Source organism: Enterobacter adelaidei (assembly GCF_041937165.1).
Classification (GTDB): domain Bacteria; phylum Pseudomonadota; class Gammaproteobacteria; order Enterobacterales; family Enterobacteriaceae; genus Enterobacter; species Enterobacter adelaidei.
In genome coordinates, this window is the sequence record NZ_CP154353.1 from 3,580,663 (window position 1) to 3,603,101 (window position 22,439).

Sequence of the window (22,439 nt, forward strand, 5' to 3'; positions counted from 1 at the left end):
AATGGACGATCTGGATAACGCCCTCGACTCCGAAAGCGGCTACACCGGTGCGCGACGGATCGTGATCTTCTCGCTGCTGATGTTTGTGGTGCTGGGCGTCTGGGCGTGGTTTGGCGTGCTGGATGAGGTGTCAACCGGCTCGGGTAAAGTGATCCCCAGCTCGCGCGAGCAGGTATTGCAGTCGCTTGACGGCGGGATCCTCACCGAACTGAACGTCCACGAAGGGGATCAGGTGCAGGCCGGGCAGGTGCTGGCGCGGCTTGATCCGACGCGTTCCGAATCGAACGTCGGCGAAAGCGCGGCGCGCTACCGCGCTTCACTGGCCTCCAGCGCGCGCCTGTACGCCGAAGTGAACGATCTCCCGCTGAAGTTTCCCCCTTCGCTGGCAAAATGGCCGGATCTGATTGCCGATGAAACACGACTCTACAACTCCCGCCGCGCACAACTGGATGACACCCAGCGAGAGCTGCGCGCCGCGTTAGACCTGGCGAATAAAGAGCTGGCGATCACCCAACGTCTGGTGAAAACCGGCGCTGCCAGCCACGTAGAGGTGCTACGGTTGCAGCGGCAAAAAAGTGACCTGGAGCTGAAGCTCACCGATGTGCGCTCCCAGTATTACGTTCAGGCCCGCGAGGCGTTATCCAAAGCCAACGCGGAGGTGGATATGGTTTCGGCGATCCTCAAAGGCCGCCAGGACTCCGTCACCCGTCTGACCGTAAAATCCCCGGTGCGCGGGATCGTGAAAAACATCAAGGTCACCACCATCGGCGGCGTGATCCCGCCCAACGGCGAGCTGATGGAGATTGTGCCGGTGGACGATCATCTGCTGATTGAAACCCGCCTCTCGCCGCGCGATATCGCCTTTATCCACCCGAACCAGGAGGCGCTGGTGAAGATCACCGCCTACGATTACGCCATTTACGGCGGGCTGCACGGGGTCGTGGAGACGATTTCCCCGGACACTATTCAGGACGAGGCCAAGCCGGAGGTGTTCTATTACCGGGTCTTTATCCGCACCAGCCAGGACTACCTGGTGAATAAAGCGGGCAGGCACTTTTCGATTGTGCCGGGGATGATTGCAACGGTGGACATTAAGACCGGAGAGAAAACGGTGCTGGATTATCTGATCAAGCCGTTTAACCGGGCGAAAGAGGCGCTGAGGGAGCGGTGATAAAACACCTTACATCATTTCCTGAAGCCGCTCGCGTGCTGGGGTGAGTCCGGATTGCCGGGTGGCGGCTTCGCCTTACCCGGCCTGGACCCTGAACCTACAACACAATGCGGATAGCCGAGGAGATAAAATCAAACATCAGCGACATATCCTGCCAGGCTCATCTGTTACAGTAGCCCAAACTCATTTTTCAGGAAGAAATCATGCGCCAACGAACCATTGTCTGCCCCATCATCCAGAACGACGGGGCCTATCTGCTGTGCAAAATGGCCGACGATCGCGGCGTGTTCCCCGGCCAATGGGCTCTCTCCGGTGGCGGAATGGAGCCGGGCGAAACCATGGAGCAGGCGTTGCGTCGTGAGATCCGTGAAGAGCTGGGCGACGCACTGGACATCGTCTCGGTCACGCCATGGGCTTTTCGCGATGACATCAGGGTGAAAACCTACCCCGATGGCACCACTGAGGAGATTTATATGATCTATCTGATCTTTGACTGCCTCAGCGCCAACCGGGCAGTCACTTTTAATGACGAGTTTCAGGAGATCGCCTGGGTTAGTCCGGAATCGTTAAAAGAGCTTGATCTCAATGAAGCCACGCGCATTACCTTCGCGCAGAAAGGCCTGCTGTAAATTCAGACCGGAACACGGGCGACATACACGCCAACATAGCGCGCAAATTTCCCGAGAAACACACCAGCAAACACACCGCCAGAGACGATCGCCAGCGCGCTCATGGCGGGCTGCTGCATCGTCTGCGGAGAGACCGCGCTCATCACGCCCAGCACATACTTCACCCCAAACGCCAGCATCATAAGCGGCAGCGCCGTGTAGTCTGCCTGGCGGTAAAGGCTGCGCGGCGCCTCTGCGCGGGTGATAACCGCCTGCTTAATCAGGAAATACCCCAGCGCAGCACCGGCAAGGATCCCCGCCGCCCACAATATGACAGTCTCGGGAGTGAGCGTGCGATAGACCACCAGATCGTAGATATCCCAGATAAGAAAGATAGCCGGAATGACAGCAAGCCTCTCCAGCGTGACGGTAGTCGGCTGGCGGGCTTTAATGCCGCGGGAGATAAGGAAGATAAACAGCACCCACACCCAGACGGGCGTGTGCGTAACGACACCGATCAGAAATTCAAACATGGAGATCACCATGAAAGATCGCGGCTTTGGCCGCGCTGCAAGAATGTTACGCATAACGGCGGAGACGCCATTATGCGCAGGTCTTTTACAGCGATTTTTTCAGGCGTTGAACCGCCTCTTTCAGCTCTTCATCCGTTGGCGTGACAAACGACATACGCAGCGTCGAATGGTCTGGCTCATTGCAGTAGAAAAATTCGCCCGGAACAAATACTACGCCGTTACTTAACGTTTTTTCCAGCCAGCGAGTGGTATTACTCCCATTTTTCATAGTCGCCCACAGGAACATGCCGCCCTTCGGCTTGTGGAATGACATCACATCACCCAGCTCGGCTTCCAGTTCTGTTGCGAACGTCTGGTATTTCTGGCGATAGGCTTCGCGGATCATTTTAATCTGATCGGCCAGACGACCCGTTTTCAGGTATTCGTACGTCATCAGCTGTGACAGCGTGCTGGTGTGCAGATCGGTGGTTTGCTTGAGATTCACCACCGCGCGTTTCAGCCACTCCGGTACCAGCACCCAGCCCACGCGGGTGCCTGGCGCAAGAATTTTAGAGAAGGTTGAGGTATACACCACGTTCTCTTCGTTACCGATATCTTTGGCGTGGGCAATTAACGGGCGGAAAACTTCATCGGTGTAATTAATTTCGCTGTACGGATCGTCTTCAATAATCACGAAGTCATAACGCTTCGATAATTCCACCAGCTGTTTACGACGCGGTTCAGAAAGGGTTACCCCACCCGGGTTACCAAATGTCGGCACAATATAAACCGCTTTAATGGGTTTATTGGCCACCAGCGCTTCGAGCTCATCCACTTTCATTCCGTCAGCATCGGTACCCACGGATTCAAAATGTGCCTGCGCCAGGCCAAATACCTGCAGTGCGGCAAGATACGTTGGACGCTCGACGACGACGGTATCGCCAGGGTTAATTAATGCACGCGCCAGCACGTCAAGTGATTGCTGTGAACCAGAGGTCACGACCACATCATCCGCCTTACAGCGGATCCCACGCCCTTCACAGATGCGCTGAATTTCTTCCCGTAGCCCAGGAACACCTTCGGTCAGACCGTACTGGAAAGCTTCGCCAAAATGCTGGGATAATACGGCATCAGCGGCCATTTTTAGGCCTTCATGATCGAACAATGCAGGGTTAGGAATACCCCCGCCCAGCGAAATGACCCCTGCCATTTTGCTATGTTTTAATAATTCACGGATGGCAGATGATTGCAGGCCCTGCGCGCTGCTGGCGAGTTTATTCACAGACATTCTTTGCTTACCTTCTTTTATTATATTGTGCCCAATCTTAGCAGAATATGGGCGATAAATTCTGTTAGCTTAGGGAGCGGGCGTAAATCCTGACGCCACAACAAATGCACCGGTCTTGGCTCTGGAATGTAATCCTCCAGCACCCGCACCAGCCGACCACTTTCCAGCTCTTCCGCGACCAGCACTTCCGGTTGTAATAACAGCCCCGCCCCGGCTCTTGCGGCCATCCGCAGCCCGTAGCCGTCGTTGCATCTTAGGATGGCATCACGCTTCCAGCGCACCTCCCCTTCGACACCCGGCAGCCGCCATTCATTGCGTGCAGTCCACACGCTGTGGGACAGGCAAAGATGATCCACCAGATCGGCAGGCGTTTGTGGCGTGCCGTAGTGCGCCAGATAATCAGGCGCGGCGCAGATCACCATTCGATAAGGACAGAGGTATTTCGCGACCAGGTCGTCGTTGCGAATGTCGCCAATGCGGATGGCCAGATCGACGCCCTCCTCCACCAGATCCACCATCCGATTGGTCAGATCCAGCTCCACGCGCACTTCCGGGTAGCGTTGCAAAAAGGTGGCGGTGAGCGGTGCAATCACGCAGCCGCCAAAGGACGTGGGGGCCGTTACCCGCAGCGTGCCAGCAGGTGTTGCGCGCAGGCGCTCGACCGCGCTTTCGGCGATGGCAACCTGCTCCAGTACCCGCTTCGCCTCGTCGAAATAGACCCGTCCGGCGTCGGTCAGGCTCTGGCGTCGCGTATTACGCTCCAGAAGACGCGTACCAAGTTGAGACTCCAGCAACGCAATATACTTCCCCACCATCACCGCCGACATCTCCAGCCGTGCCGCCGCACCGGTGAAACTGCCGCTTTCAACCACGGCAATAAAGGTCTCCATGCTGCGAAGCTTATCCATATTCCAAACCTCTGGTTAGTAATCTTCTAACTTTAGCCCAGTTTATCTGCATTTTTATTTATTAAAGAATGAAGGCTCACAACATTAAGGAGTCAGCGATGAAAATTGTCATTATTGGTGCCAGCGGTACAGTCGGTCGGGCAGTGACGGAAGAGTTGAGTCGTCGTCACGAGGTTATCCGCGTAGGTCGCACGCAGGGCGACTATCAGGTGGATATCACTTCCCAGGCGAGCGTGCAGGCACTGTTTGAGAAAATCGGCCCGGTGGATGCCATTGTCTCTGCCAGCGGGGGTTTGTACTTCGGTCCGCTCGCCACGATGAAAGACAGTGATTTCAACCAGGGCCTGCAGGATAAACTGCTCGGACAGGTGCGCCTGGCGCTGACCGGCCAGCATTACCTGAACGAAGGTGGATCAATTACGCTAATCAGCGGAATTGTGGCGCACGAGCCGATTGCGCAGGGGGTGAATGCCACCACGGTAAATGCCGCGCTGGAAGGGTTTGTTCGCGCCGCAGCCTGCGAACTGCCGCGCGGGATCCGCATCAACCTGATTAGCCCAACGGTACTCACCGAATCTGCTGAAGCCTACGACGGTTTCTTCCCGGGCTTTGAAAGCGTGCCCGCCGCGACCGTCGCCCAGGTCTATCGTCGCAGCGTAGAAGGCGTGCAGAGCGGGCGGGTGTATAAGGTGGGTTATTGACCCTTTCGGGCGGAAATGAGTACCAGCATCGGACGTTCCGCCTCTTCGGCCAGTGCAGGCCAGGCGTCAATTTGAGCCTGCGTTGGCCCCCATTCGTTGATTTCGCTCAGAGTTAATCCGGCCTTGATCAACGCGTTAAGCGTGGTGCCCAGCGTGCGGTGGTATTTGATCACCCCGTCTGCCAGCCAGTTGCTGACGCGCTGGCCTTCGTCCTGATAATGGTTCACACCCCAGAACCGCTCTCCGTTATCGTCGGTCAGCCAGCCCTGACGCGTAGCGCAGGTGTAAATCGGGTGTTCCATCGAAAAGACCAGGCTGCCGCCGGGCTTGAGCGCGCGCTGAACGTTGGCGAATAGCGTGTCCAGTTCCGGCAGGTAGTGTAGCGCCAGCGAGCTGTAGATCAGATCGAGGCTGTTCTCGTTGAGCTTAAGAGATTCCAGATCGCTGCGTTGATAGCGAATCCCGTCATCGTGGGTCAACTCCGCCGCACGGGCGAGCATCTTTTCTGAGATATCAACGCCCATTACGTCAGACGCGCCCAGCTCACGCGCCGCGCGGCAGAACCAGCCGTATCCGCAGCCGAGATCAATAACCGATTTACCGGTTAACTCCGGCAGCATGCTTTTTAACGCAGGCCACTCCGGCGCGCCGTCCAGCCCCTGCACCGAGCGCGGAAGCTGGGCATAGCCTTCGAAAAACGCCGGGTTGTCGTAGATGTTTTGTGCCATGGCAGATCCCTCTTTAAGAATGTGATTCCCAGTATAAAACATTGCCGGGTGGCGCTGCGCTTACCCGGCCTACGATTTGAAGGTTTCAGTAGGCCGGGTAAGGCGAAGCCGCCACCCGGCACCACATTAGCCCACCGAGCCCCAAACGAGGTTGCCATTATGGAACGTCGCGGTGCGCGGGGAAATACGCGCTACGGCTTCGGCGGAGCAGGAGGCGTCCACCAGCACAAAGCTGGCGTCGTCCTGCGCTTTCGGCCACACGCGCTCGCCTTTGTCGTTCAGCGGCAGCACGTCGCCGGTAGCGATGCCGAGCGCGCGGGAGAGCGTCTGCTCGTTTGGTCGAATATAAAGCTGAGCGTACAGGTTGGCTTTTTCCAGCATGTCCCCCAGGCCATACGGAGACCAGTGGTCGATTACGCTGTCGGTACCCGTCATCACAAACACGCCTTTATCCCGCAACTGCTTTAGCGGCATATGTAGAGTGCCAATCGGCACGGTAGAGGCGATGGTTACCTGCTGTGCTGCCATGCGGGTGGCGATCTCATCCACCTGCTGTTCGTTGAGCGTGGCCAGCGCGAAAGCATGGCTGATGGTCAGTTTGCCCTTCAGCTCTGGCGTTTTCTCCACGGTTTCCACCATGTAATTCACCGCTGCCACACCCGCCGGGCTGGTTTCGTGCAGGTGAATGTCCACTCCTTTGTCGTAGTCCAGCGCAATCTGGAACATGGTGTCGAGGGATTTCTCCATCGCGCCATCCACGTTGGTGGGATCGAGTCCACCCACGTAGTGCGCGCCGGCCTGCATCGCCTCACGCATCAGTTTTTCAGAGTTCGATAGCAGCAGGCCGTGCTGCGGGAAGGCGACGATTTCGCAGTCGAAACCGGGTTTACGGCGCGCCAGTACCGCCTGTAAATTTTCCAGGTTTTTCAGGCCGGAAACCGGCTCAATATTGCAGTGGCTGCGGGCGATGGTAGACCCTTTGGACTGGATCAGGTCGATCAGCTTTTCTGCCCGCTCCTGCGTATAGGGCTGTAATTCCGGCAGCAGCTTCTGCTCCAGGCGGATCATGTCCTGAATGGTGGTGCCCGCCGGGCGGTTCAGGGAGCGCCACGGGCCGCCATAGAAGGTTTTATCGAGATGGATGTGCATGTCGCGCATCGCCGGCAGCATCAGTTTACTGCCCGCATCGTAGTGCGGCAGCGTGGCATCAGCGTGGCTTTTGTTATCCCGCAGGGTGGCGATCCTCCCGTCTTTAATCTCCAGCGTTTTCAGCTCGGTGCGGGTGCTGGTCGCCACGCCGCCGTCGAAATTGAACCCGGCTTCCAGCAGGACGTTATCCAGATAATAGTGTTTTGCGGTGATGCTCATCGGTTTGCCCGTCTCGCAGGTTGGCTTCGCAGTATCCGCAGCATACGCGACAGATCCGGTCGCACCAAACAGTGCGCAGGCGGTGACCATTTTGCCGCTCTGGCTGATAAACTCGCGTCGGCTTTTGTTTTCACTCATCTTATCTTCCTTCATTAACAATATGGGTGCCGGTTTCACCGCGCAGCGCCGCAGGCAGGCTGTCCGGCGAGGTGATGATCACCCGCTTGCCGCCGTGGTTTAAAAATTCCAGCGAGGCGATGATTTTGGGCAGCATGCTGCCCGCCGGGAAATGGCCTTCATCCATATACCGCGACATCTGCGCCACGTTGACGGTGTCCAGCGCCTGCTGATTTGGCTTGCCGAAGTTGATACACACTTTTTCCACGCCGGTGGTGATCGCCAGCACATCAGCGTGGATCTCACGTGCCAGCAATGCGGTGGAGAGATCCTTATCAATCACCGCATCGACGCTCTGGTAATCACCTTCAGGTGTGCGAACCACCGGAATACCGCCGCCGCCCGCGCCAATCACCACAAAACCTTTCTGCGTCAGCGTCTTGATGGCATCGGCTTCGACAATCCTCAACGGCTGTGGAGACGCCACTACGCGGCGATAACCCCGGCCAGAGTCCTCAACAAAATGCCAGTCCGGGTGGGCGAGTTGCAGCTCATCGCGCTGCACTTCACTAAAGAACGCGCCGATGGGTTTAGTGGGATGGGTGAAGCCCGGATCATTTTTATCCACCTCCACCTGAGTAACGACCGTGACCGCTTTTTGCTCCCCGCGTGCGGCAAGGCGGTTATTTAACGCCTGCTGGATCAGGTAACCAATACCGCCCTGCGTATCTGCCACACAGTTCGCCAGCGGAGTCAGCGGCAGCCCTTCCCGCTCGTGGGCGATTTCGGCGCGGCGCAGATCCAGCCCCACCTGGGGGCCGTTTCCGTGCGTGAGCACAATGTCGTAGTCGGATGCCAGCATCTCCAGCACCGACTCTGCCACCGCTTTGACCGCCAGCGCCTGATGTTCAATCGACTGGCTGGCGTTATCTTTGATAATGCTGTTGCCGCCGATGGCGACGACCATAAGCTCTTTCATACGTGTTCCTTCGCAACAGTAATTTCAGCGCTCGCCGCTTCCCGGCTATCAAGGAAATGTTTCACCACAAACATGCCGCTCATCATCAGATACGCCGTGACAAACATCAGCGAACTGCCTTCGGCAAAGCCCACCACCGGGGCGTGGATCACCCCAAACAGCGCCAGCAACGCACCGACAGCCGCCGCAACGGCACCGCGCAGCGGTTTATTGATGATGGCGAAGATGGCGATACAACCCCACAGCATGCTGGCAAGCGGTGCGCCATTCCCCAGATGCACCAGCCCTTCGTAGTAGATGCCTTTGCTGTGCAGCACATCGGTACCGATTTTTGCCGCGCTGGTGCCCGCCGCCCCCATCACGCTGTTCATCATGGTCAGCGCCCAGTTGGCGATCCACGGGAACAGACAGATGAAGATCACGGGCACTTCCACTTTGGGGGTTTCTCTCACCACCTGGTTGGCGGTCACCACGCCGATAAACACCAGAATCGGCACGATGGCGGTCATCGGAATGATGGCGAGCATAAACGCCCCCAGCCCGAACAGCGGCACGATGAACATGGTCACACCCGACGCCAGCGTATAGCCAATGCTGGCTCCCATCGCTTTCCAGCCCGCATGGCCAACATAGACCGTCACGGGGAACGGGTTACCCATCAGGCAGCCAAGCATTGATGCCAGACCATTTGCCAGCATCACTTTGCGGGTTGGGTATTCATCCCCTGCAGCGTGAGCACTCTCAATGTTTTCCAGGTCAAAGATGTAGTTTGCCAGCCCCAGAGGAACCGCCGAGGCAAGGTACGGCAGCGCGTGCGGCAGGCCCTGCATAAAGCCTTCGATATGCACGGACGGCGGGTTAAAGCCGAACGATGACATCGACGCCTTGATCGCTTCCGGGCTTTGCAGGCCAGAGATCCACGCCAGGGCCGTACCGGCAACCAACAGCAACAGCCCTGTCGGGATGCGGGCGAAGATCGGCTTTTTGCCAAACCAGTTGATGAAGATCAGCAGCAGCACGATGAATGACACCGTTGGCGCCTCAAACGCCTGCAGCATCGGGTTCATCGCCAGCAGCAGCAACCCTAAACCAGACAGGCACGACAGCAGCACGGTACGCGGGATCATCTTGCGGATGGTTTCTCCTAAAAATGAACCACCCGCCAGGATCATCGCTTCCACGAAGCACCACACCAGACCGATCTGGATGGCAAATTCCGCATCACCGGTCTGCTGATAAACCGGCATTAATACCAGGAAGGTCACGGTAAAAATCGACGGCGCGCTCGGGCCGGACGGCAGCGCAGTGACGTCAGTACGCCCGGTCTGGCGTGCCATCTGCAGGCCAAACCACGCATAGCAGACGCTCGCTACCAGTACCGCCAGCCCGAAGGCTGGCGCGATGCGTCCATAAACAATCTCCTTCGGGATGCCGACGACAAAAATGAGCAACCCCATCATGGTCAGCAAATTGGTTAGGTTGTTGGTCATGAGCCCGAAATAGGCCGCCCAGTCACCTCTTTTCCACTCCAGTTTCATGTTTTTCATGGATGCATGCCTTATAAAAAGTAGCGATCGCGGAAGGTCAACAGCGCCTTTTCAAAACAGCTAAACGGCGGGTGAACAATGCCCGCCCCAATCATGCCGATTCCGGCGTCCTTGTGGGCAATCGCGGTGTTGATCACCGGCAGAATGCCGCTGCCCGCCACTCTGGTGATGTCGATGGCAGTAGGAATGCCCATAAACGACAGCAGCGGAATGGTGACATTCGGGTTTTCACCAAGGGTGATTTCGCGCATCTGGCGAGAGAAGTCGATGGCTTCCTCAACCGTACCGCCCACCAGCGCCACAATCGCCGGGGCGGTTGCCATCGCAAAGCCGCCAATGCCGTAGGTTTCGGTGATGGCGCTGTCGCCGATATCCAGCCCGGAGTCTTCCGGTTTGTAGCCCGCGAACATCGGGCCAATGACCTGCTGCGCCGGGCCGGTAAACCATTGTCCGGGCAGGCCGGAAATACGCAGGCCGAATTCATAGCCGTTACGCGCCATGGTGGTCACTACGGTGCTGTATTCAATGCCGTGAGCGGCGTCCAGCGCGGCTTTACACATCGCCATCCACGTCGGGCCGGAGAAGTAGTCGCTGCTGGCAACAAACTCAAAGACCTCGCACTGCTGCTCTACCGGGTAGCCCGCCTGAATCAACCCCGGCGTCAGCGCCTGGATCAGCAGCGTGGTGCCCGCGTTGTTGCGGTTGTGGCACTCGTCGCCCATGTGCAGTGCCTGCGCCAGCATTAAGCGCAGATCGATTTCACCGATGATGTTCATGGCGTCGCGCAGCATCGGGCCGAGCACGTCGCGCATCCAGTTCAGGCGGTCAATCACGCTCTGATCATTCGCGCCCATACGCAGAATTTTCGCCATCTGCTCGCTTAAGTTGGTGAACGCGCGGTTGCCGTAGGTTTTGTTTTCGACGATGTGCATAAACATTGAGGCAGAAGTGACGCCCGCCATGGAGCCTACACAGTCGTGTTCGTGGCACGGCGAGAAGGTGATTTCTCCGGAAGCCGCCACGCGTTCGGCGTCGCGGATATCTTTTGCCAACCCTTCAAACACCAGCGCGCCGGTAACAGCACCTTTCATCGCGCCACACATGTTTTCCCACGTCACCGGTGGACCAGCATGCAAAATAGTGGTGCGGGTCATGCCTGGCACGACGTTGATCGCCTGGTCGTAACCTACCAGCACCGGATGGGACTGAATAATGCGCTCGAGGGCGAGGGTGTTGGCCGCGGCAATTTTTTCCGCCAGTGGTTTACTCGCCAGCTGGTCCAGCGCTTCCACCACCTGCATATTGCCCTGCCCCGGCGGTGTCCAGTCGAGTTGGGTGACGGGCACGTGCTGTTTTTTGAGGTCGTCACTGAACATCGCAATACCAACGTTAATCACGTTCAGCGGCTGGTTAAATAAAGTCGTCATTATGCTTTCTCCCCTTTGCAGACAAATTCACGCGCCAGTAATCCGGTATTGGTGCTGCTGCTGGCCCAAATCACACCTGCATCGGTCAGAAGCTGGCACTGCTGCACCAGCGACTGTGGATCCTGGTCAGTGCCCAGCACGTAGCCCAGAATTTCCAGCGGTCGGTTGTCAGCTTTCGCAATTGCCTGCGCCTCGTTAATGGCGTCGAGCATCACCCCTACCGGATCGTCGTGTGCGCCAAAGCCCAGCACGAAGTCCATAACGATCACCCCCACCTCCGGATCGCGCGCTTCCTGCAACAGGCGGCTGATGCGGTTAGTCGGGTCGATCATCGGGTGCGGTTTGCCGTTAGTGAAGTCGTCGTCACCAAAGTCGAGGAAGGTATGGGCTTTACTGACGTTGATGTCGCTCAGGCGTTTTGTTGGATCCGGCTGAATGTTGCTGTAGACGTTGTCGAATTTCTCCAGCGCGGCAAACATGGCTTCATCGCACAGCGTGCCGCCGCAGAACAGCCCGCGAATGTACTTCTGCTGTGGAGTCAGACGGGCACGCACCTCTTCGATCAGCGGCCAGTTGAGAGGATGCAGATCAAGTGACTCTTTTTTGATGCCGGTGAGCAGGACAGCTTTCAGGGCGGCTTCTTTAGTGCCACGGGCAAACTGCAGCCCGTCTTCATCGGCAGGTGGTTCATTGCGGCCCAGGAAACAGACAACCACAGGCTTACGGCAGGCACGGGCGCGGGCCAACACCTTTTCAGCGACCGCTGGTGCAGGCGGTTTGGAGATAAGTGCAATCACCTGCGTGGCGTCGTCCGCCTCCAGCATCTCGATGGCGTCGAGCATCATCAGGCCGCCGATTTTCTCGCTGAGATCGCGCCCTCCGGTGCCAATCAACTGTGACACGCCGCCGCCGAATTCGTGAATGCGCACGCTCAGCTCCTGGCTGCCGGTACCGGAGGCGCCGACAATACCAATCGGTCCGCGGCGCACCGCGTTGGCGAAGCACAACCCCGCGCCGTTGATAATGGCGGTGCCGCAGTCCGGTCCCATCATCAGCAGCCCTTTCTGGTGCGCCAGTTGCTTCAGCGCCAGCTCGTCGTCGAGTGACACGTTATCGGAAAACAACATCACGTTGAGATCGTTCTCCAGCGCCTGGCGCGCTTCACGAGCGGCGAAGGTGCCATTGACGGAAATCACAGCAAGGTTGCTGTCCGGGCGATGGGTTTTGGCGCTGGCAATCGTCGCATAGCGCGCTTCATGGGATCCCGCGCTCTCTTTACGCGTGAACAGCGCTTCAATGGCCGCCAGCGTTTCTTCATTTGCCGCATCGCCTTTAATCACGATCATCAGGTCGCCGTTTTTGGCCTCATTTAATTCCGGCGTTAATAATCCGAGATTTTTTAAGACGCCTTTGTTCATCTCCGTCGCCATGGCCACAAAGGCCTGCTCAACGCCCGGCAATTTATTGGCTTTGGTCGAAACGGACATTAATGAAACCGAATCGAAGTAGGTATTCTTTTTTATGACGATTTTCGTTGGCATTATTTTCTCCTGAAAGAGGATAAAAGCGGGCCGCCGTCGTGCAAAATGCACGCCGGTAAAATGCTTAATGTCAGGGTTGCCAGCCGGCTAAGGCTGGCCGGATAGGTTACGCGCCCGCCGCCAGCAGCAGGTCAGCGATTGCGGTGAAGCCTTTTTCTCGCGCCAGTTCGAGCGGCGTTTTTCCGTATTTATCGGTCATGTGCGGGTTCGCGCCGTGATTCAGCAGCAGCTTTACAATTTCCTGCTGCTTCGCGCCGCCGTCATTTAAAACGATGGCTTCCAGCAGCGGTGTCCAGCCAACAAAGTTGGTGTGGTTAACGTTAATATCGGTTTTCTCCAGTAATTCGCGCACTATTTCCACGTGCCCTTTTTCACTGGCGGGTGTAATACCCACGCCACCGAAACGCGTCAGACGGTCGAGATCCGGATTTGCCGGAAGGACGATGCGCAGCAGGGTTAAATCGTTCGTCAGGCAGCTAATCAGGAAGGGGTTAAAACAGGTCTGGTCTTGTTTATCAATATCCGCGCCGGCGGCAATTAATAACTCCACACAAGAATAATGCTTTTTCAGGCTGGCAATAATAACCGCGGTTCTTTTCTGACGGTTGGTGGCGTTAATATCCACGCCTTTCTCCAGGCAGGCTTTTAGCGCATCGCTATTGCCCTCTTCTGCCGCCAGCAGAAATTCAGTAACGAGTTCAGTTCCAGACATATTCAGACTCCCGATGTTTTTATTTCTGTTGACCTGAGAATAGCAACAGCCTGGTCATAAAAGAATCCGCTTAAAAATGATTCATCGACAGTCAATTCATTATTGAGTTAAATTCAACAATTCAGCCAAAACGTGCGGCCGTGCAATCTTTTCCTTATGTTTTCGCGCTTTTTAACGCGTAAGGCTGCATTCTGCTTATGCCTGACAAAGCCTTGCTATGCGCGACTTACAGCAAAAAGTCAGAACTGTGATCGGCTTCAAATGCGTTGTAACAACGCTGTTAAAATATGTTCAAAACTGATGGCTCACAGGAGCAGTGATATGAATTCTATCTTTACCGAAGAGAACCTGCTGGCCTTTACCACCGCCGCACGCTTCGGCAGTTTCAGCAAGGCCGCTACCGAGCTGGGTGTCACCACCTCGGCCATCAGTTACACCATCAAGCGGATGGAGACCGGCTTAGACGTTGTGCTGTTTGTGCGCAACACACGCAGCATTGAGTTGACCGAGTCCGGCTTTTACTTTTATCGCAAAGCCACCGATCTGTTGAATGATTTTTATGCCATCAAACGCGGGATAGACACCATTTCTCAGGGCATTGAAGCGCGAGTACGCATCTGTATTAATCAGCTTTTATACACCCCACGCCATACCGCGCGGCTGCTGCAGGTGCTGAAAAAGCAGTTTCCCACCTGCCAGATAACCGTGACGACCGAGGTGTATAACGGCGTCTGGGACTCCATCATCAACAACCAGGCCAATATTGCCATTGGCGCGCCGGACACGCTGCTCGACGGCGGTGGCATTGATTACACCGAGATTGGCGCTATCCGCTGGGTATTCGCCATCGCTCCGGAACATCCGCTGGCCTTCGTCCCGGAACCAATAGCAGAGAGCCAGCTACGCCTGTATCCCAACATCATGGTGGAAGATACCGCCCATACCATTAACAAAAAGGTCGGCTGGTTGCTGCACGGGCAGGAGGCGATTCTGGTGCCGGATTTCAACACCAAATGTCAGTGTCAGATCCTGGGGGAAGGGATCGGTTTCTTGCCCGAGTATATGGCCCGCGAGGCGGTGGAAGAAGGCTTGTTAGTCACCCGGCGCATTAATAATCCACGTCAGGACTCACGCATGCTGCTCGCCACGCAGCATGCGGCGACCGGCCAGGTCACGCGCTGGATCAAACAACAATTTGGCCCTGCGGGGGTGCTGACCCACATCTATAGCGATCTCTTGTGGCGCGAAGCAATAAATTAGTTTAGAATTTGCTTAATTAAGTAAACTCTAAACTATTATGACTGAACTCGAACAACTTCAGGCCAGCGCTGAGCAGGCCGCAGGACTCTTAAAAGCGATGAGCAACCCGCGTCGGCTGCTGATCCTCTGCACGCTGTGCGGTGCTCCCGGCACCAGCGCGGGGGAGCTGGCTCGCGCAACGGGACTTAGCCCCTCCGCCACGTCGCAGCATCTGGCGCGTATGCGTGAAGAAGGGCTTATCGACAGCAGCCGCGAAGCGCAGCGCATTCTCTATTTCATTAAAAACGATGCTGTACATCAGCTTATCAGCACCCTGAAAACCCTTTATTGCCCGTAAGGAGCCGCCATGTCACTTCCTCTTCTATCACCGCAGCAGGCCAAAGCGCGCGTTGCCGAAGGTGCAAAACTGATTGATATTCGTGATGCCGATGAGTATGCCCGCGAGCATATTCCGGCTGCACAGTCCATACCGCTGGACACCTTACCCGGCGGGCTTACTACACGGGCGGGTGAAACCGTGATTTTTCACTGTCAGTCCGGCGCCCGGACGTCCGGAAATGCTGACCGCCTTGCACAGGCTGCTGCCCCCGCTCAGGCATTTGTCGTCGAAGGTGGCATTCAGGGCTGGAAGCAGGCTGGACTGCTGACTGTCGAGGACAAATCGCAGCCGCTCCCGCTGATGCGTCAGGTGCAAATTGCCGCCGGGCTGTTGATTCTCTGTGGTGTGGTGCTGGGCTATAGCGTCTCAAGCAGCTTTTTCCTGCTCAGCGGTTTTGTGGGGGCCGGGCTGCTGTTCGCAGGTCTGACAGGTTTCTGCGGTATGGCACGACTGCTGAAAGTGATGCCATGGAACCGGCGTACCTCATAAGCAGTAATCCGTGAATTACACTGTACCCGGCAGCGCGCGTGGGCTAAGGTGAAGTTCACTAAAACGATGAGGAGGTAATATGTTTTCTGTCGGTGATTATGTGCAACCGCGTAAAGGCGGTCCGAAACTGAAAGTCATTGAAGTTGAGGGTGACAGCGTTGTGGCGGTACAGGCCAGCAATGAACAAGGCGAGAAATATACCCTGAAAGCCAGCGATCTGGCTCTGTATACCGAAGACGGTGATTTCGGCGTCTGCTGAACAGACAACCGGACGGAGTGATCCGTCCGGCTCACGGATTAGATCAGAAAATCATCCAGTGATTTACCGTTTGCCAGCGCACTGGCAATTGGCTTCGGCGTACGTCCCTGGCCAGTCCACGTTTTTTCTTCACCGTTCTGGTCAATAAAACGATATTTTGCTTCACGCGCTTTACGTTTTTTCGCCGTCTTTCCTGCCTGCGCCAGATCTGAACCTAACAGGTCAGTCGGTGAAATACCATCGGCTTTCATCCGTTCCAGCAGAGCGTTAATTTTTTCCTGCTGCTCAGTACGCTGCTGCTCTAATTCCGCCAGTTCACTACGTTTCTCTTCAGCAACGACCCTGACCTTTTCCAGCATTTCCTCAAGAACGTCCAGGGATAATTCACGCGCCATGGCGCGCAGAGTTCGGATATTATTAAGATTCTGTAACGTCAAAGACATATTATTTGGAAACCTTTTCTTTGGGGTAAATAGATAAATCACAGTCAGAATAATTCATTTCTGTCTAAATATCTACCCACAGGACTTTCCTGACAATAGTGTAAATATCTTTAAATATCGACAATAATAATATTCGCGCACAACCCCAGCACCGACAGAAATGGTCAACGTTAAGCCAAATTACAGCATACTGTTCCAAAAAAAGCCCCTCCTGGCACCACCCTTCAGACCAACAGAATCAACCATCTGATTTTTATAAAAAAACACCCCGAAAAGACACAATATAACGAACCGAACAAAAAACAATCAATTTTAGAGAATTTTGTGGACAAAACGCGACTAAATAAAAATTATTCACTAGTTGTTAGTTTAAACGCAGAGATATACGCTATACACGTCAAGCAAACCAACCTAAAGCACTAATCGCTGCGGGAAAATCGTTTTTATTGTGTTCTTCTCAAGGAGTTCAGACATGTTCTCACCGCAATCACGCCTTCGCCATGCGGTAGCGGATACTTTCGCGATGGTTGTCTACTGTTCTGTCGTGAACATGCTGATTGAAATATTCCTCTCCGGAATGACCTTCGAGCAGTCACTTTCTTCTCGTCTGGTGGCAATCCCGGTCAACATTATTATTGCCTGGCCTTATGGATTATACCGTGATGCGGTCATGCGCCTCGCACGCCGTATCAGCCCCGCTGGCTGGGTCAAAAACCTGGCCGACGTTCTGGCGTATGTGACGTTCCAGTCCCCGGTTTACGTAGCTATTCTGCTGACAGTCGGCGCAGACTGGCACCAGATCGTCGCGGCGGTCAGTTCGAATATTGTGATTTCAATGCTGATGGGTGCGGTGTACGGCTATTTTCTCGACTACTGTCGCCGCCTGTTCAAGGTCAGACAGTACAATCAGGCCAAAGCGTAATGTGAGGCGACTGGCGCACGCCAGTCGCTGATTTACTGTACGTCGCCAAACAGTCCCTTCAAAAACCGCTCCAGTGCCATACGTGAACTGAAGCCATGCGGAATACCATAATGTTCATGCGTCTCGCCGCCTAAATAGAGCGGAAATTGCTGATAATGATCGCAGGTTTTAATATCCGAGGCTGGCTCAGCAAATGACAAACTTCTGTCTTTCAGTGTCGGGTGAATAATGAGCGCGGTACGTCCCATTCTGGCTTCACGATTAACGTAAACATAATTCTCACCACGGCGATATCCATACGCTTTTGATGTCACCTCATCCATGGTGAATCCCTCTTTTTCAAGAACGCGCGCCACCTCATCAGGTCGTAAATACATATCTTTTCCTCGTTATCTTTTCCTGCCCGGCAACCTTACAGTATTCAGCATTAGCAGGGCTTTCAGAATATTCCATAAACTGCCGGATAACGCGTGATGCACTTCAGATATTACATTTCTGAACTAAACTAAGCGGGAACACAAAATTACGGAGGATCGTATGTTTAACAGAACGAACCGAAACGATATTAACGACGACGCTCAGGATATTCGTAATGATGTCAGCCAATTAGCTGACTCACTGGAAGAGGTACTGAAATCCTGGGGAACTGACGCGAAGGACGAAGCGGATGCCGCAAAACGTAAGGCTCAGTCTCTGCTCCGTGAAACCCGCGCGCGGATGAACGGCCGTTCGCGTACGACTCAGGCTGCCTGTGATGCCGTCAGCTGTGCAAGCACCTTTGTTCGCGAAAGACCGCTCTGTACGCTGGGCACAGTAGCCGCCGTCGGTATCTTTGTGGGTGCCCTGCTTAACTTGCGTAAGTAACCCGCCTGAAAAACCCGCACAGCCCACCCTGCCCCGTTGTGCTCATCATCGGGGCAAAATCAATCTAAATTTCCCATATCTTGTATGGTTGAAACTTAGGATAACTACATCTAGTATCTCCTTTAGCAAGACACACAAATCTGACGCGTACATACGCGCCGTGCTCTCATTTTAAATGGAAATACGAATCATGAGCATTATTATTTACACACGTAACGATTGCGTTCAGTGCCATGCGACTAAACGTGCGATGGAAAGCCGCGGGGTGGCATTTGAGATGGTGAATATCGACCAGCAGCCAGAAGCAGCCGATATCCTGCGCGCGCAGGGTTTTCGCCAGCTTCCGGTGGTGGTTGCCGGGGAAACCAGCTGGTCAGGTTTCCGTCCGGATATGATCAACCGCCTCGCCGCTCAGGCCGCCAGGGCATGAGCGGACTGGTTTTCTTCTCCAGCAGCTCGGAAAACACGCTCCGCTTTATCGAGCGCCTCGGGCTGCCTGCGACCCGCATTCCGCTGAACGAGCGAGAGCGGATCCAGGTAGAGGAACCTTACATACTGGTGGTGCCCAGCTATGGCGGCGGCGGTACGGCGGGGGCAGTTCCCCGCCAGGTGATCCGCTTTCTTAACGATCCCCATAACAGACAGCGTATTCGCGGCGTGATCGCGGCGGGTAATCGCAATTTCGGTGACGCCTTTGGTCGCGCCGGGGATGTTATCTCTCAAAAATGCGGCGTGCCGTATCTCTATCGTTTCGAACTGATGGGGACACAGCAGGACGTAGAGAACGTGCGTAAAGGAGTGAAGGAATTTTGGCAACGACAACCGCAGAACGGGTAATTCAGGCGACACCGGATTACCACGCATTAAACGCGATGCTTAACCTCTATGACCGCGAGGGGCACATCCAGTTTGGCAAAGACCACGAGGCAGTGGACGCCTTTTTCGCCGCCCATGTCCGCCCCAATAGCGTAACGTTTGAAAGCCAGAATGCGCGGCTCGACTATCTGGTCAATGAAGGCTATTACGAAGAACGCGTCCTCACCCGTTATGATCGCGCCTTCGTGGTGAGGTTGTTCGAACGCGCGCACGCCAGCGGTTTTCGTTTCCAGACCTTCCTCGGCGCGTGGAAGTATTACACCAGCTACACGCTGAAAACGTTCGACTGTAAACGCTACCTCGAAAGTTTTGAAGATCGCGTGGTGATGGTGGCGCTGACGCTGGCTCAGGGCGATGAAGCACTGGCTGAACGGCTGATGGCGGAGATCCTCTCCGGCCGCTTCCAGCCCGCCACACCGACCTTCCTTAACTGTGGCAAAGCCCAGCGCGGCGAGCTGGTTTCCTGCTTCCTGCTGCGTATCGAAGACAATATGGAGTCGATTGGTCGCGCGGTGAATTCGGCGCTGCAGCTTTCCAAACGCGGCGGCGGCGTGGCGTTTTTGCTCTCTAACCTGCGTGAAGCCGGTGCGCCAATTAAGCGCATTGAAAACCAGTCCTCCGGCGTGATCCCGGTGATGAAAATGCTGGAAGATGCCTTCTCCTATGCCAACCAGCTTGGCGCACGCCAGGGGGCAGGCGCGGTGTATCTGCACGCGCACCATCCGGATATTCTGCGTTTTCTCGACACCAAACGCGAAAACGCCGATGAAAAAATCCGCATCAAAACGCTGTCGCTCGGCGTGGCGATCCCGGATATCACCTTTGCCCTCGCCAAAGAGAATGCCGACATGGCGCTGTTCTCACCTTACGATATCGAGCGTATCTATGGGAAAGCGTTCGGGGATGTCGCTATCAGTGCGCTGTACGACGACCTGGTAGCCGACGAACGCATTCGTAAAACCTACATCAACGCACGCGATTTCTTCCAGACGCTTGCCGAAATTCAGTTTGAGTCCGGCTATCCATACATCATGTATGAAGATACGGTGAATCGCGCCAACCCGATTGCCGGCCGCATTAACATGAGCAACCTGTGCTCGGAGATTTTGCAGGTCAACAGCGCGTCGACCTATGATGAAAACCTGGACTACGCGGACATCGGCAAAGATATCTCCTGCAACCTCGGGTCGCTGAATATTGCCCACACCATGGATTCCCCGGATTTTGGCCGCACGGTTGAAACCGCCATTCGCGGGCTGACGGCGGTGTCAGACATGAGCCACATCCGCAGCGTGCCTTCTGTTGAAGCGGGAAATACCGCGTCGCACGCCATCGGTCTTGGGCAGATGAACCTGCACGGTTATCTGGCGAGGGAAGGTATCGCCTACGGCAGCCCGGAAGGGCTGGATTTCACCAACCTCTATTTTTACACCATCACCTGGCATGCGCTGCATACCTCAATGATGCTGGCGCGCGAGCGCAACCAGCGCTTCGCCGGTTTTGAACAGTCGCGCTACGCCAGTGGCGAATATTTTAGCCAGTATCTGGAAGGCGACTGGCAGCCAAAAACCGGGAAAGTACGCCAGCTATTTGCCCGTTCAGGTATCACCCTGCCCACGCGCGCGATGTGGCAACAGCTGCGTGATGACGTAATGCGGCACGGCATCTACAACCAGAACCTGCAGGCGGTGCCACCGACCGGCTCGATCTCTTACATCAACCATGCCACGTCGAGTATTCATCCGATTGTGTCGAAAATAGAGATCCGCAAGGAAGGCAAAACCGGGCGCGTTTATTACCCTGCTCCGTTTATGACCAACGACAATCTGGCGCTGTATCAGGACGCCTATGAAATCGGGCCGGAAAAGATTATCGACACCTACGCCGAGGCAACAAAACACGTGGACCAGGGACTGTCGCTGACGCTCTTCTTCCCGGATACCGCCACCACCCGCGATATCAACAGGGCGCAGATTTATGCCTGGAAGAAAGGCATCAAGACGCTGTACTACATTCGCCTGCGTCAGCTTGCGCTGGAAGGCACCGAAATCGAAGGCTGCGTATCCTGCGCGCTGTAAGGAGAAAGGATGAAACTATCACGCGTGAGTGCCGTTAACTGGAATAAAATTCAGGACGATAAAGATCTGGAGGTGTGGAACCGGCTCACCAGCAACTTCTGGCTGCCGGAAAAGGTGCCGCTCTCCAACGATATCCCGGCCTGGCAAACGCTGAACCACGCCGAACAACAGCTGACAATCCGCGTCTTTACCGGACTCACGTTGCTGGACACCATCCAGAACACCGTGGGTGCGCCTGCCCTGATGACCGACGCGCTGACGCCACATGAAGAGGCGGTGATGTCGAACATCAGCTTTATGGAGGCGGTGCATGCTCGCTCCTACAGTTCGATTTTCTCCACACTGTGCCAGACCAAAGACGTGGATGCGGCGTATACCTGGAGCGAAGAGAGCGAGTCATTACAGCGCAAGGCGAATCTGGTGCTGGCGCATTATCAGGCTGATGAGCCGCTGAAGAAGAAGATCGCCAGTGTGTTTCTGGAATCTTTTCTTTTCTATTCCGGCTTCTGGCTGCCGATGTACTGGTCCAGCCGTGGCAAATTGACCAACACTGCTGATTTGATTCGCCTGATCATTCGCGATGAGGCGGTGCATGGGTATTACATTGGCTATAAGTATCAGAAAGGACTGGAGAAAGTCAGCGAGCAAAAGCGCGAGGAACTCAAAGGCTTCGCGCTCGATTTACTGATGGATTTGTACGATAACGAGCTGAGCTATACCGAGGAACTGTATGCCGGAACCGGCTGGGAGGAAGACGTGAAGGCGTTCCTCTGCTACAACGCCAACAAAGCGCTGATGAATCTCGGTTACGACGCGTTATTCCCACCAGAGATGGCGGAAGTGAACCCGGCGATCCTGGCGGCGCTGTCACCCAACGCTGACGAGAACCACGATTTCTTTTCCGGATCGGGCTCCTCGTATGTAATGGGTAAAGCAGTAGAGACAGAAGATGAGGACTGGGATTTTTAATCACCACTAACGTTCGTTAATTTAATATAAATAGATATTTTTCTCGTCACTATTTGCATAGCAACTACACTGTAATGTCCATGCCATATTCGCCTGAATTGCTCCATTTCAGGCGAAATTCCCCGATACCGCAACAAAAAATTGAGAAAAATTCAAATCACGCTCAGCCCTTTGCTCATGGGAAATTCAGCCGTTTCGCTTACGGCAAAATTCATGCCATAAGCAAACCCAGGGTTGTCTCAGATTCTCAGTATGTTAGGGTTATGCCCGTTAACAATTTACCATGGTAATCA

At 55.2% G+C, this 22,439-nt stretch carries 25 protein-coding genes; 13 read left to right on the forward strand and 12 right to left on the reverse strand.

Annotated elements, in window-relative coordinates; all coding sequences use genetic code 11:
• Nucleotide 1 precedes the first annotated feature (1 nt).
• Entirely contained in the window at nucleotides 2-1,171 is a 1,170-nt protein-coding gene (locus AAHF05_RS17385) for an HlyD family efflux transporter periplasmic adaptor subunit (RefSeq protein WP_108091060.1), read from the forward strand.
• Between the two features lie 203 nt (nucleotides 1,172-1,374).
• A complete protein-coding gene (gene nudI, locus AAHF05_RS17390; RefSeq protein WP_128347361.1) occupies nucleotides 1,375-1,800 on the forward strand; it encodes a nucleoside triphosphatase NudI in 426 nt (141 codons plus the stop codon).
• Nucleotides 1,801-1,802: 2 nt separating this feature from the next.
• On the opposite strand, the gene AAHF05_RS17395 is transcribed toward nudI, so the two are convergent.
• The 3 genes from AAHF05_RS17395 to AAHF05_RS17405 form a co-directional block, all read right to left on the reverse strand.
• Nucleotides 1,803-2,312, reverse strand: a complete 510-nt coding sequence (locus tag AAHF05_RS17395) for a DUF6622 family protein (protein ID WP_129324924.1) — start codon at nucleotides 2,310-2,312, stop codon at nucleotides 1,803-1,805.
• 85 nt (nucleotides 2,313-2,397) lie between these two features.
• A complete protein-coding gene (locus AAHF05_RS17400) occupies nucleotides 2,398-3,579 on the reverse strand; it encodes a PLP-dependent aminotransferase family protein (RefSeq protein WP_129324923.1) in 1,182 nt (393 codons plus the stop codon).
• Nucleotides 3,580-3,599: 20 nt separating this feature from the next.
• Nucleotides 3,600-4,487, reverse strand: a complete 888-nt coding sequence (locus tag AAHF05_RS17405; protein ID WP_028016777.1) for a LysR family transcriptional regulator — start codon at nucleotides 4,485-4,487, stop codon at nucleotides 3,600-3,602.
• A 98-nt stretch (nucleotides 4,488-4,585) separates the two neighbouring features.
• Here AAHF05_RS17405 and AAHF05_RS17410 point away from each other — a divergent pair, with 98 nt between their 5' ends.
• Nucleotides 4,586-5,188 carry a short chain dehydrogenase gene (locus tag AAHF05_RS17410; RefSeq protein WP_049008726.1) on the forward strand — a complete coding sequence of 201 codons (603 nt, stop codon included), beginning with the start codon at nucleotides 4,586-4,588 and terminating at the stop codon, nucleotides 5,186-5,188.
• On the opposite strand, the gene AAHF05_RS17415 is transcribed toward AAHF05_RS17410, so the two are convergent.
• The 7 genes from AAHF05_RS17415 to AAHF05_RS17445 form a co-directional block, all read right to left on the reverse strand.
• Nucleotides 5,182-5,916, reverse strand: a complete 735-nt coding sequence (locus tag AAHF05_RS17415; RefSeq protein ID WP_129324922.1) for a bifunctional 2-polyprenyl-6-hydroxyphenol methylase/3-demethylubiquinol 3-O-methyltransferase UbiG — start codon at nucleotides 5,914-5,916, stop codon at nucleotides 5,182-5,184. The two genes, AAHF05_RS17410 and AAHF05_RS17415, sit on opposite strands and share 7 nt — an antisense overlap.
• Nucleotides 5,917-6,042: 126 nt before the next feature.
• Nucleotides 6,043-7,422 carry an amidohydrolase family protein gene (locus tag AAHF05_RS17420; protein WP_129324921.1) on the reverse strand — a complete coding sequence of 460 codons (1,380 nt, stop codon included), beginning with the start codon at nucleotides 7,420-7,422 and terminating at the stop codon, nucleotides 6,043-6,045.
• Between the two features lies 1 nt (nucleotide 7,423).
• The gene (locus AAHF05_RS17425; RefSeq protein ID WP_129324920.1) at nucleotides 7,424-8,380 is read right to left on the reverse strand and encodes a carbamate kinase family protein; all 957 of its coding nucleotides are present in this window, start codon (nucleotides 8,378-8,380) and stop codon (nucleotides 7,424-7,426) included.
• Nucleotides 8,377-9,927 carry a xanthine permease gene (locus tag AAHF05_RS17430; protein ID WP_129324919.1) on the reverse strand — a complete coding sequence of 517 codons (1,551 nt, stop codon included), beginning with the start codon at nucleotides 9,925-9,927 and terminating at the stop codon, nucleotides 8,377-8,379. Before AAHF05_RS17430 ends, AAHF05_RS17425 begins: the two co-directional genes overlap by 4 nt.
• An 11-nt stretch (nucleotides 9,928-9,938) precedes the next feature.
• Complete coding sequence (locus tag AAHF05_RS17435; RefSeq protein ID WP_206737120.1) at nucleotides 9,939-11,354, reverse strand: DUF1116 domain-containing protein; 1,416 nt, start codon at nucleotides 11,352-11,354, stop codon at nucleotides 9,939-9,941.
• A complete protein-coding gene (gene fdrA / locus AAHF05_RS17440; protein ID WP_049008736.1) occupies nucleotides 11,354-12,895 on the reverse strand; it encodes an acyl-CoA synthetase FdrA in 1,542 nt (513 codons plus the stop codon). The genes AAHF05_RS17435 and fdrA overlap by 1 nt, the downstream gene beginning before the upstream one ends.
• Nucleotides 12,896-13,001: 106 nt before the next feature.
• Nucleotides 13,002-13,607, reverse strand: a complete 606-nt coding sequence (locus AAHF05_RS17445) for an ankyrin repeat domain-containing protein (RefSeq protein WP_028016785.1) — start codon at nucleotides 13,605-13,607, stop codon at nucleotides 13,002-13,004.
• Between the two features lie 321 nt (nucleotides 13,608-13,928).
• On the opposite strand from AAHF05_RS17445, the gene AAHF05_RS17450 reads away from it, so the two are divergent.
• From AAHF05_RS17450 to AAHF05_RS17465, 4 genes are all read left to right on the forward strand, one after another.
• Nucleotides 13,929-14,867 carry a LysR substrate-binding domain-containing protein gene (locus tag AAHF05_RS17450; RefSeq protein ID WP_114978685.1) on the forward strand — a complete coding sequence of 313 codons (939 nt, stop codon included), beginning with the start codon at nucleotides 13,929-13,931 and terminating at the stop codon, nucleotides 14,865-14,867.
• 37 nt (nucleotides 14,868-14,904) lie between these two features.
• Nucleotides 14,905-15,204, forward strand: a complete 300-nt coding sequence (locus AAHF05_RS17455) for a helix-turn-helix transcriptional regulator (protein WP_028016787.1) — start codon at nucleotides 14,905-14,907, stop codon at nucleotides 15,202-15,204.
• 9 nt (nucleotides 15,205-15,213) lie between these two features.
• Nucleotides 15,214-15,735 carry a rhodanese family protein gene (locus AAHF05_RS17460; protein ID WP_028016788.1) on the forward strand — a complete coding sequence of 174 codons (522 nt, stop codon included), beginning with the start codon at nucleotides 15,214-15,216 and terminating at the stop codon, nucleotides 15,733-15,735.
• A gap of 79 nt (nucleotides 15,736-15,814) precedes the next feature.
• Nucleotides 15,815-15,994 (forward strand): hypothetical protein, encoded by a 180-nt coding sequence (locus AAHF05_RS17465; RefSeq protein WP_028016789.1) that lies wholly within the window; start codon nucleotides 15,815-15,817, stop codon nucleotides 15,992-15,994.
• A gap of 38 nt (nucleotides 15,995-16,032) precedes the next feature.
• Here the strand turns inward: AAHF05_RS17465 and stpA are convergent, their stop codons facing one another.
• Nucleotides 16,033-16,437, reverse strand: a complete 405-nt coding sequence (gene stpA / locus AAHF05_RS17470) for a DNA-binding protein StpA (RefSeq protein ID WP_028016790.1) — start codon at nucleotides 16,435-16,437, stop codon at nucleotides 16,033-16,035.
• Between the two features lie 472 nt (nucleotides 16,438-16,909).
• Here stpA and alaE point away from each other — a divergent pair, with 472 nt between their 5' ends.
• Nucleotides 16,910-17,359, forward strand: coding sequence for an L-alanine exporter AlaE (gene alaE, locus AAHF05_RS17475; protein WP_129324917.1), 450 nt, complete (start codon nucleotides 16,910-16,912; stop codon nucleotides 17,357-17,359).
• A gap of 32 nt (nucleotides 17,360-17,391) precedes the next feature.
• On the opposite strand, the gene AAHF05_RS17480 is transcribed toward alaE, so the two are convergent.
• The gene (locus AAHF05_RS17480) at nucleotides 17,392-17,736 is read right to left on the reverse strand and encodes a DUF2002 family protein (protein ID WP_006811693.1); all 345 of its coding nucleotides are present in this window, start codon (nucleotides 17,734-17,736) and stop codon (nucleotides 17,392-17,394) included.
• A 160-nt stretch (nucleotides 17,737-17,896) separates the two neighbouring features.
• Here AAHF05_RS17480 and AAHF05_RS17485 point away from each other — a divergent pair, with 160 nt between their 5' ends.
• From AAHF05_RS17485 to nrdF, 5 genes are all read left to right on the forward strand, one after another.
• Complete coding sequence (locus tag AAHF05_RS17485; protein ID WP_028016792.1) at nucleotides 17,897-18,223, forward strand: DUF883 domain-containing protein; 327 nt, start codon at nucleotides 17,897-17,899, stop codon at nucleotides 18,221-18,223.
• Between the two features lie 190 nt (nucleotides 18,224-18,413).
• Nucleotides 18,414-18,653 (forward strand): glutaredoxin-like protein NrdH, encoded by a 240-nt coding sequence (gene nrdH, locus AAHF05_RS17490; protein ID WP_028016793.1) that lies wholly within the window; start codon nucleotides 18,414-18,416, stop codon nucleotides 18,651-18,653.
• The gene (gene nrdI, locus AAHF05_RS17495; RefSeq protein WP_028016794.1) at nucleotides 18,650-19,060 is read left to right on the forward strand and encodes a class Ib ribonucleoside-diphosphate reductase assembly flavoprotein NrdI; all 411 of its coding nucleotides are present in this window, start codon (nucleotides 18,650-18,652) and stop codon (nucleotides 19,058-19,060) included. The genes nrdH and nrdI overlap by 4 nt, the downstream gene beginning before the upstream one ends.
• Nucleotides 19,033-21,177, forward strand: a complete 2,145-nt coding sequence (nrdE, locus tag AAHF05_RS17500) for a class 1b ribonucleoside-diphosphate reductase subunit alpha (RefSeq protein ID WP_129324916.1) — start codon at nucleotides 19,033-19,035, stop codon at nucleotides 21,175-21,177. Before nrdI ends, nrdE begins: the two co-directional genes overlap by 28 nt.
• Before the next feature lie 9 nt (nucleotides 21,178-21,186).
• A complete protein-coding gene (gene nrdF, locus AAHF05_RS17505; RefSeq protein WP_028016796.1) occupies nucleotides 21,187-22,146 on the forward strand; it encodes a class 1b ribonucleoside-diphosphate reductase subunit beta in 960 nt (319 codons plus the stop codon).
• Nucleotides 22,147-22,439: the final 293 nt, after the last annotated feature.

Bases quoted from the DNA above. Each gene is read 5' to 3' on its own strand.
- AAHF05_RS17450 (WP_114978685.1), top strand. From the start codon at position 13,929: ATGAATTCTATCTTTACCGAAGAGAACCTGCTGGCCTTTACCACCGCC.
- stpA (WP_028016790.1), bottom strand. From the start codon at position 16,437: ATGTCTTTGACGTTACAGAATCTTAATAATATCCGAACTCTGCGCGCC.
- AAHF05_RS17460 (WP_028016788.1), top strand. From the start codon at position 15,214: ATGTCACTTCCTCTTCTATCACCGCAGCAGGCCAAAGCGCGCGTTGCC.
- AAHF05_RS17420 (WP_129324921.1), bottom strand. From the start codon at position 7,422: ATGAGTGAAAACAAAAGCCGACGCGAGTTTATCAGCCAGAGCGGCAAA.
- AAHF05_RS17485 (WP_028016792.1), top strand. From the start codon at position 17,897: ATGTTTAACAGAACGAACCGAAACGATATTAACGACGACGCTCAGGAT.
- AAHF05_RS17405 (WP_028016777.1), bottom strand. From the start codon at position 4,487: ATGGATAAGCTTCGCAGCATGGAGACCTTTATTGCCGTGGTTGAAAGC.
- AAHF05_RS17415 (WP_129324922.1), bottom strand. From the start codon at position 5,916: ATGGCACAAAACATCTACGACAACCCGGCGTTTTTCGAAGGCTATGCC.
- AAHF05_RS17385 (WP_108091060.1), top strand. From the start codon at position 2: ATGGACGATCTGGATAACGCCCTCGACTCCGAAAGCGGCTACACCGGT.
- AAHF05_RS17465 (WP_028016789.1), top strand. From the start codon at position 15,815: ATGTTTTCTGTCGGTGATTATGTGCAACCGCGTAAAGGCGGTCCGAAA.
- fdrA (WP_049008736.1), bottom strand. From the start codon at position 12,895: ATGCCAACGAAAATCGTCATAAAAAAGAATACCTACTTCGATTCGGTT.
- AAHF05_RS17400 (WP_129324923.1), bottom strand. From the start codon at position 3,579: ATGTCTGTGAATAAACTCGCCAGCAGCGCGCAGGGCCTGCAATCATCT.
- nrdI (WP_028016794.1), top strand. From the start codon at position 18,650: ATGAGCGGACTGGTTTTCTTCTCCAGCAGCTCGGAAAACACGCTCCGC.
- AAHF05_RS17480 (WP_006811693.1), bottom strand. From the start codon at position 17,736: ATGTATTTACGACCTGATGAGGTGGCGCGCGTTCTTGAAAAAGAGGGA.
- nudI (WP_128347361.1), top strand. From the start codon at position 1,375: ATGCGCCAACGAACCATTGTCTGCCCCATCATCCAGAACGACGGGGCC.
- AAHF05_RS17410 (WP_049008726.1), top strand. From the start codon at position 4,586: ATGAAAATTGTCATTATTGGTGCCAGCGGTACAGTCGGTCGGGCAGTG.
- AAHF05_RS17455 (WP_028016787.1), top strand. From the start codon at position 14,905: ATGACTGAACTCGAACAACTTCAGGCCAGCGCTGAGCAGGCCGCAGGA.
- AAHF05_RS17430 (WP_129324919.1), bottom strand. From the start codon at position 9,927: ATGAAAAACATGAAACTGGAGTGGAAAAGAGGTGACTGGGCGGCCTAT.
- alaE (WP_129324917.1), top strand. From the start codon at position 16,910: ATGTTCTCACCGCAATCACGCCTTCGCCATGCGGTAGCGGATACTTTC.
- AAHF05_RS17395 (WP_129324924.1), bottom strand. From the start codon at position 2,312: ATGTTTGAATTTCTGATCGGTGTCGTTACGCACACGCCCGTCTGGGTG.
- nrdH (WP_028016793.1), top strand. From the start codon at position 18,414: ATGAGCATTATTATTTACACACGTAACGATTGCGTTCAGTGCCATGCG.
- AAHF05_RS17435 (WP_206737120.1), bottom strand. From the start codon at position 11,354: ATGACGACTTTATTTAACCAGCCGCTGAACGTGATTAACGTTGGTATT.
- nrdF (WP_028016796.1), top strand. From the start codon at position 21,187: ATGAAACTATCACGCGTGAGTGCCGTTAACTGGAATAAAATTCAGGAC.
- AAHF05_RS17445 (WP_028016785.1), bottom strand. From the start codon at position 13,607: ATGTCTGGAACTGAACTCGTTACTGAATTTCTGCTGGCGGCAGAAGAG.
- AAHF05_RS17425 (WP_129324920.1), bottom strand. From the start codon at position 8,380: ATGAAAGAGCTTATGGTCGTCGCCATCGGCGGCAACAGCATTATCAAA.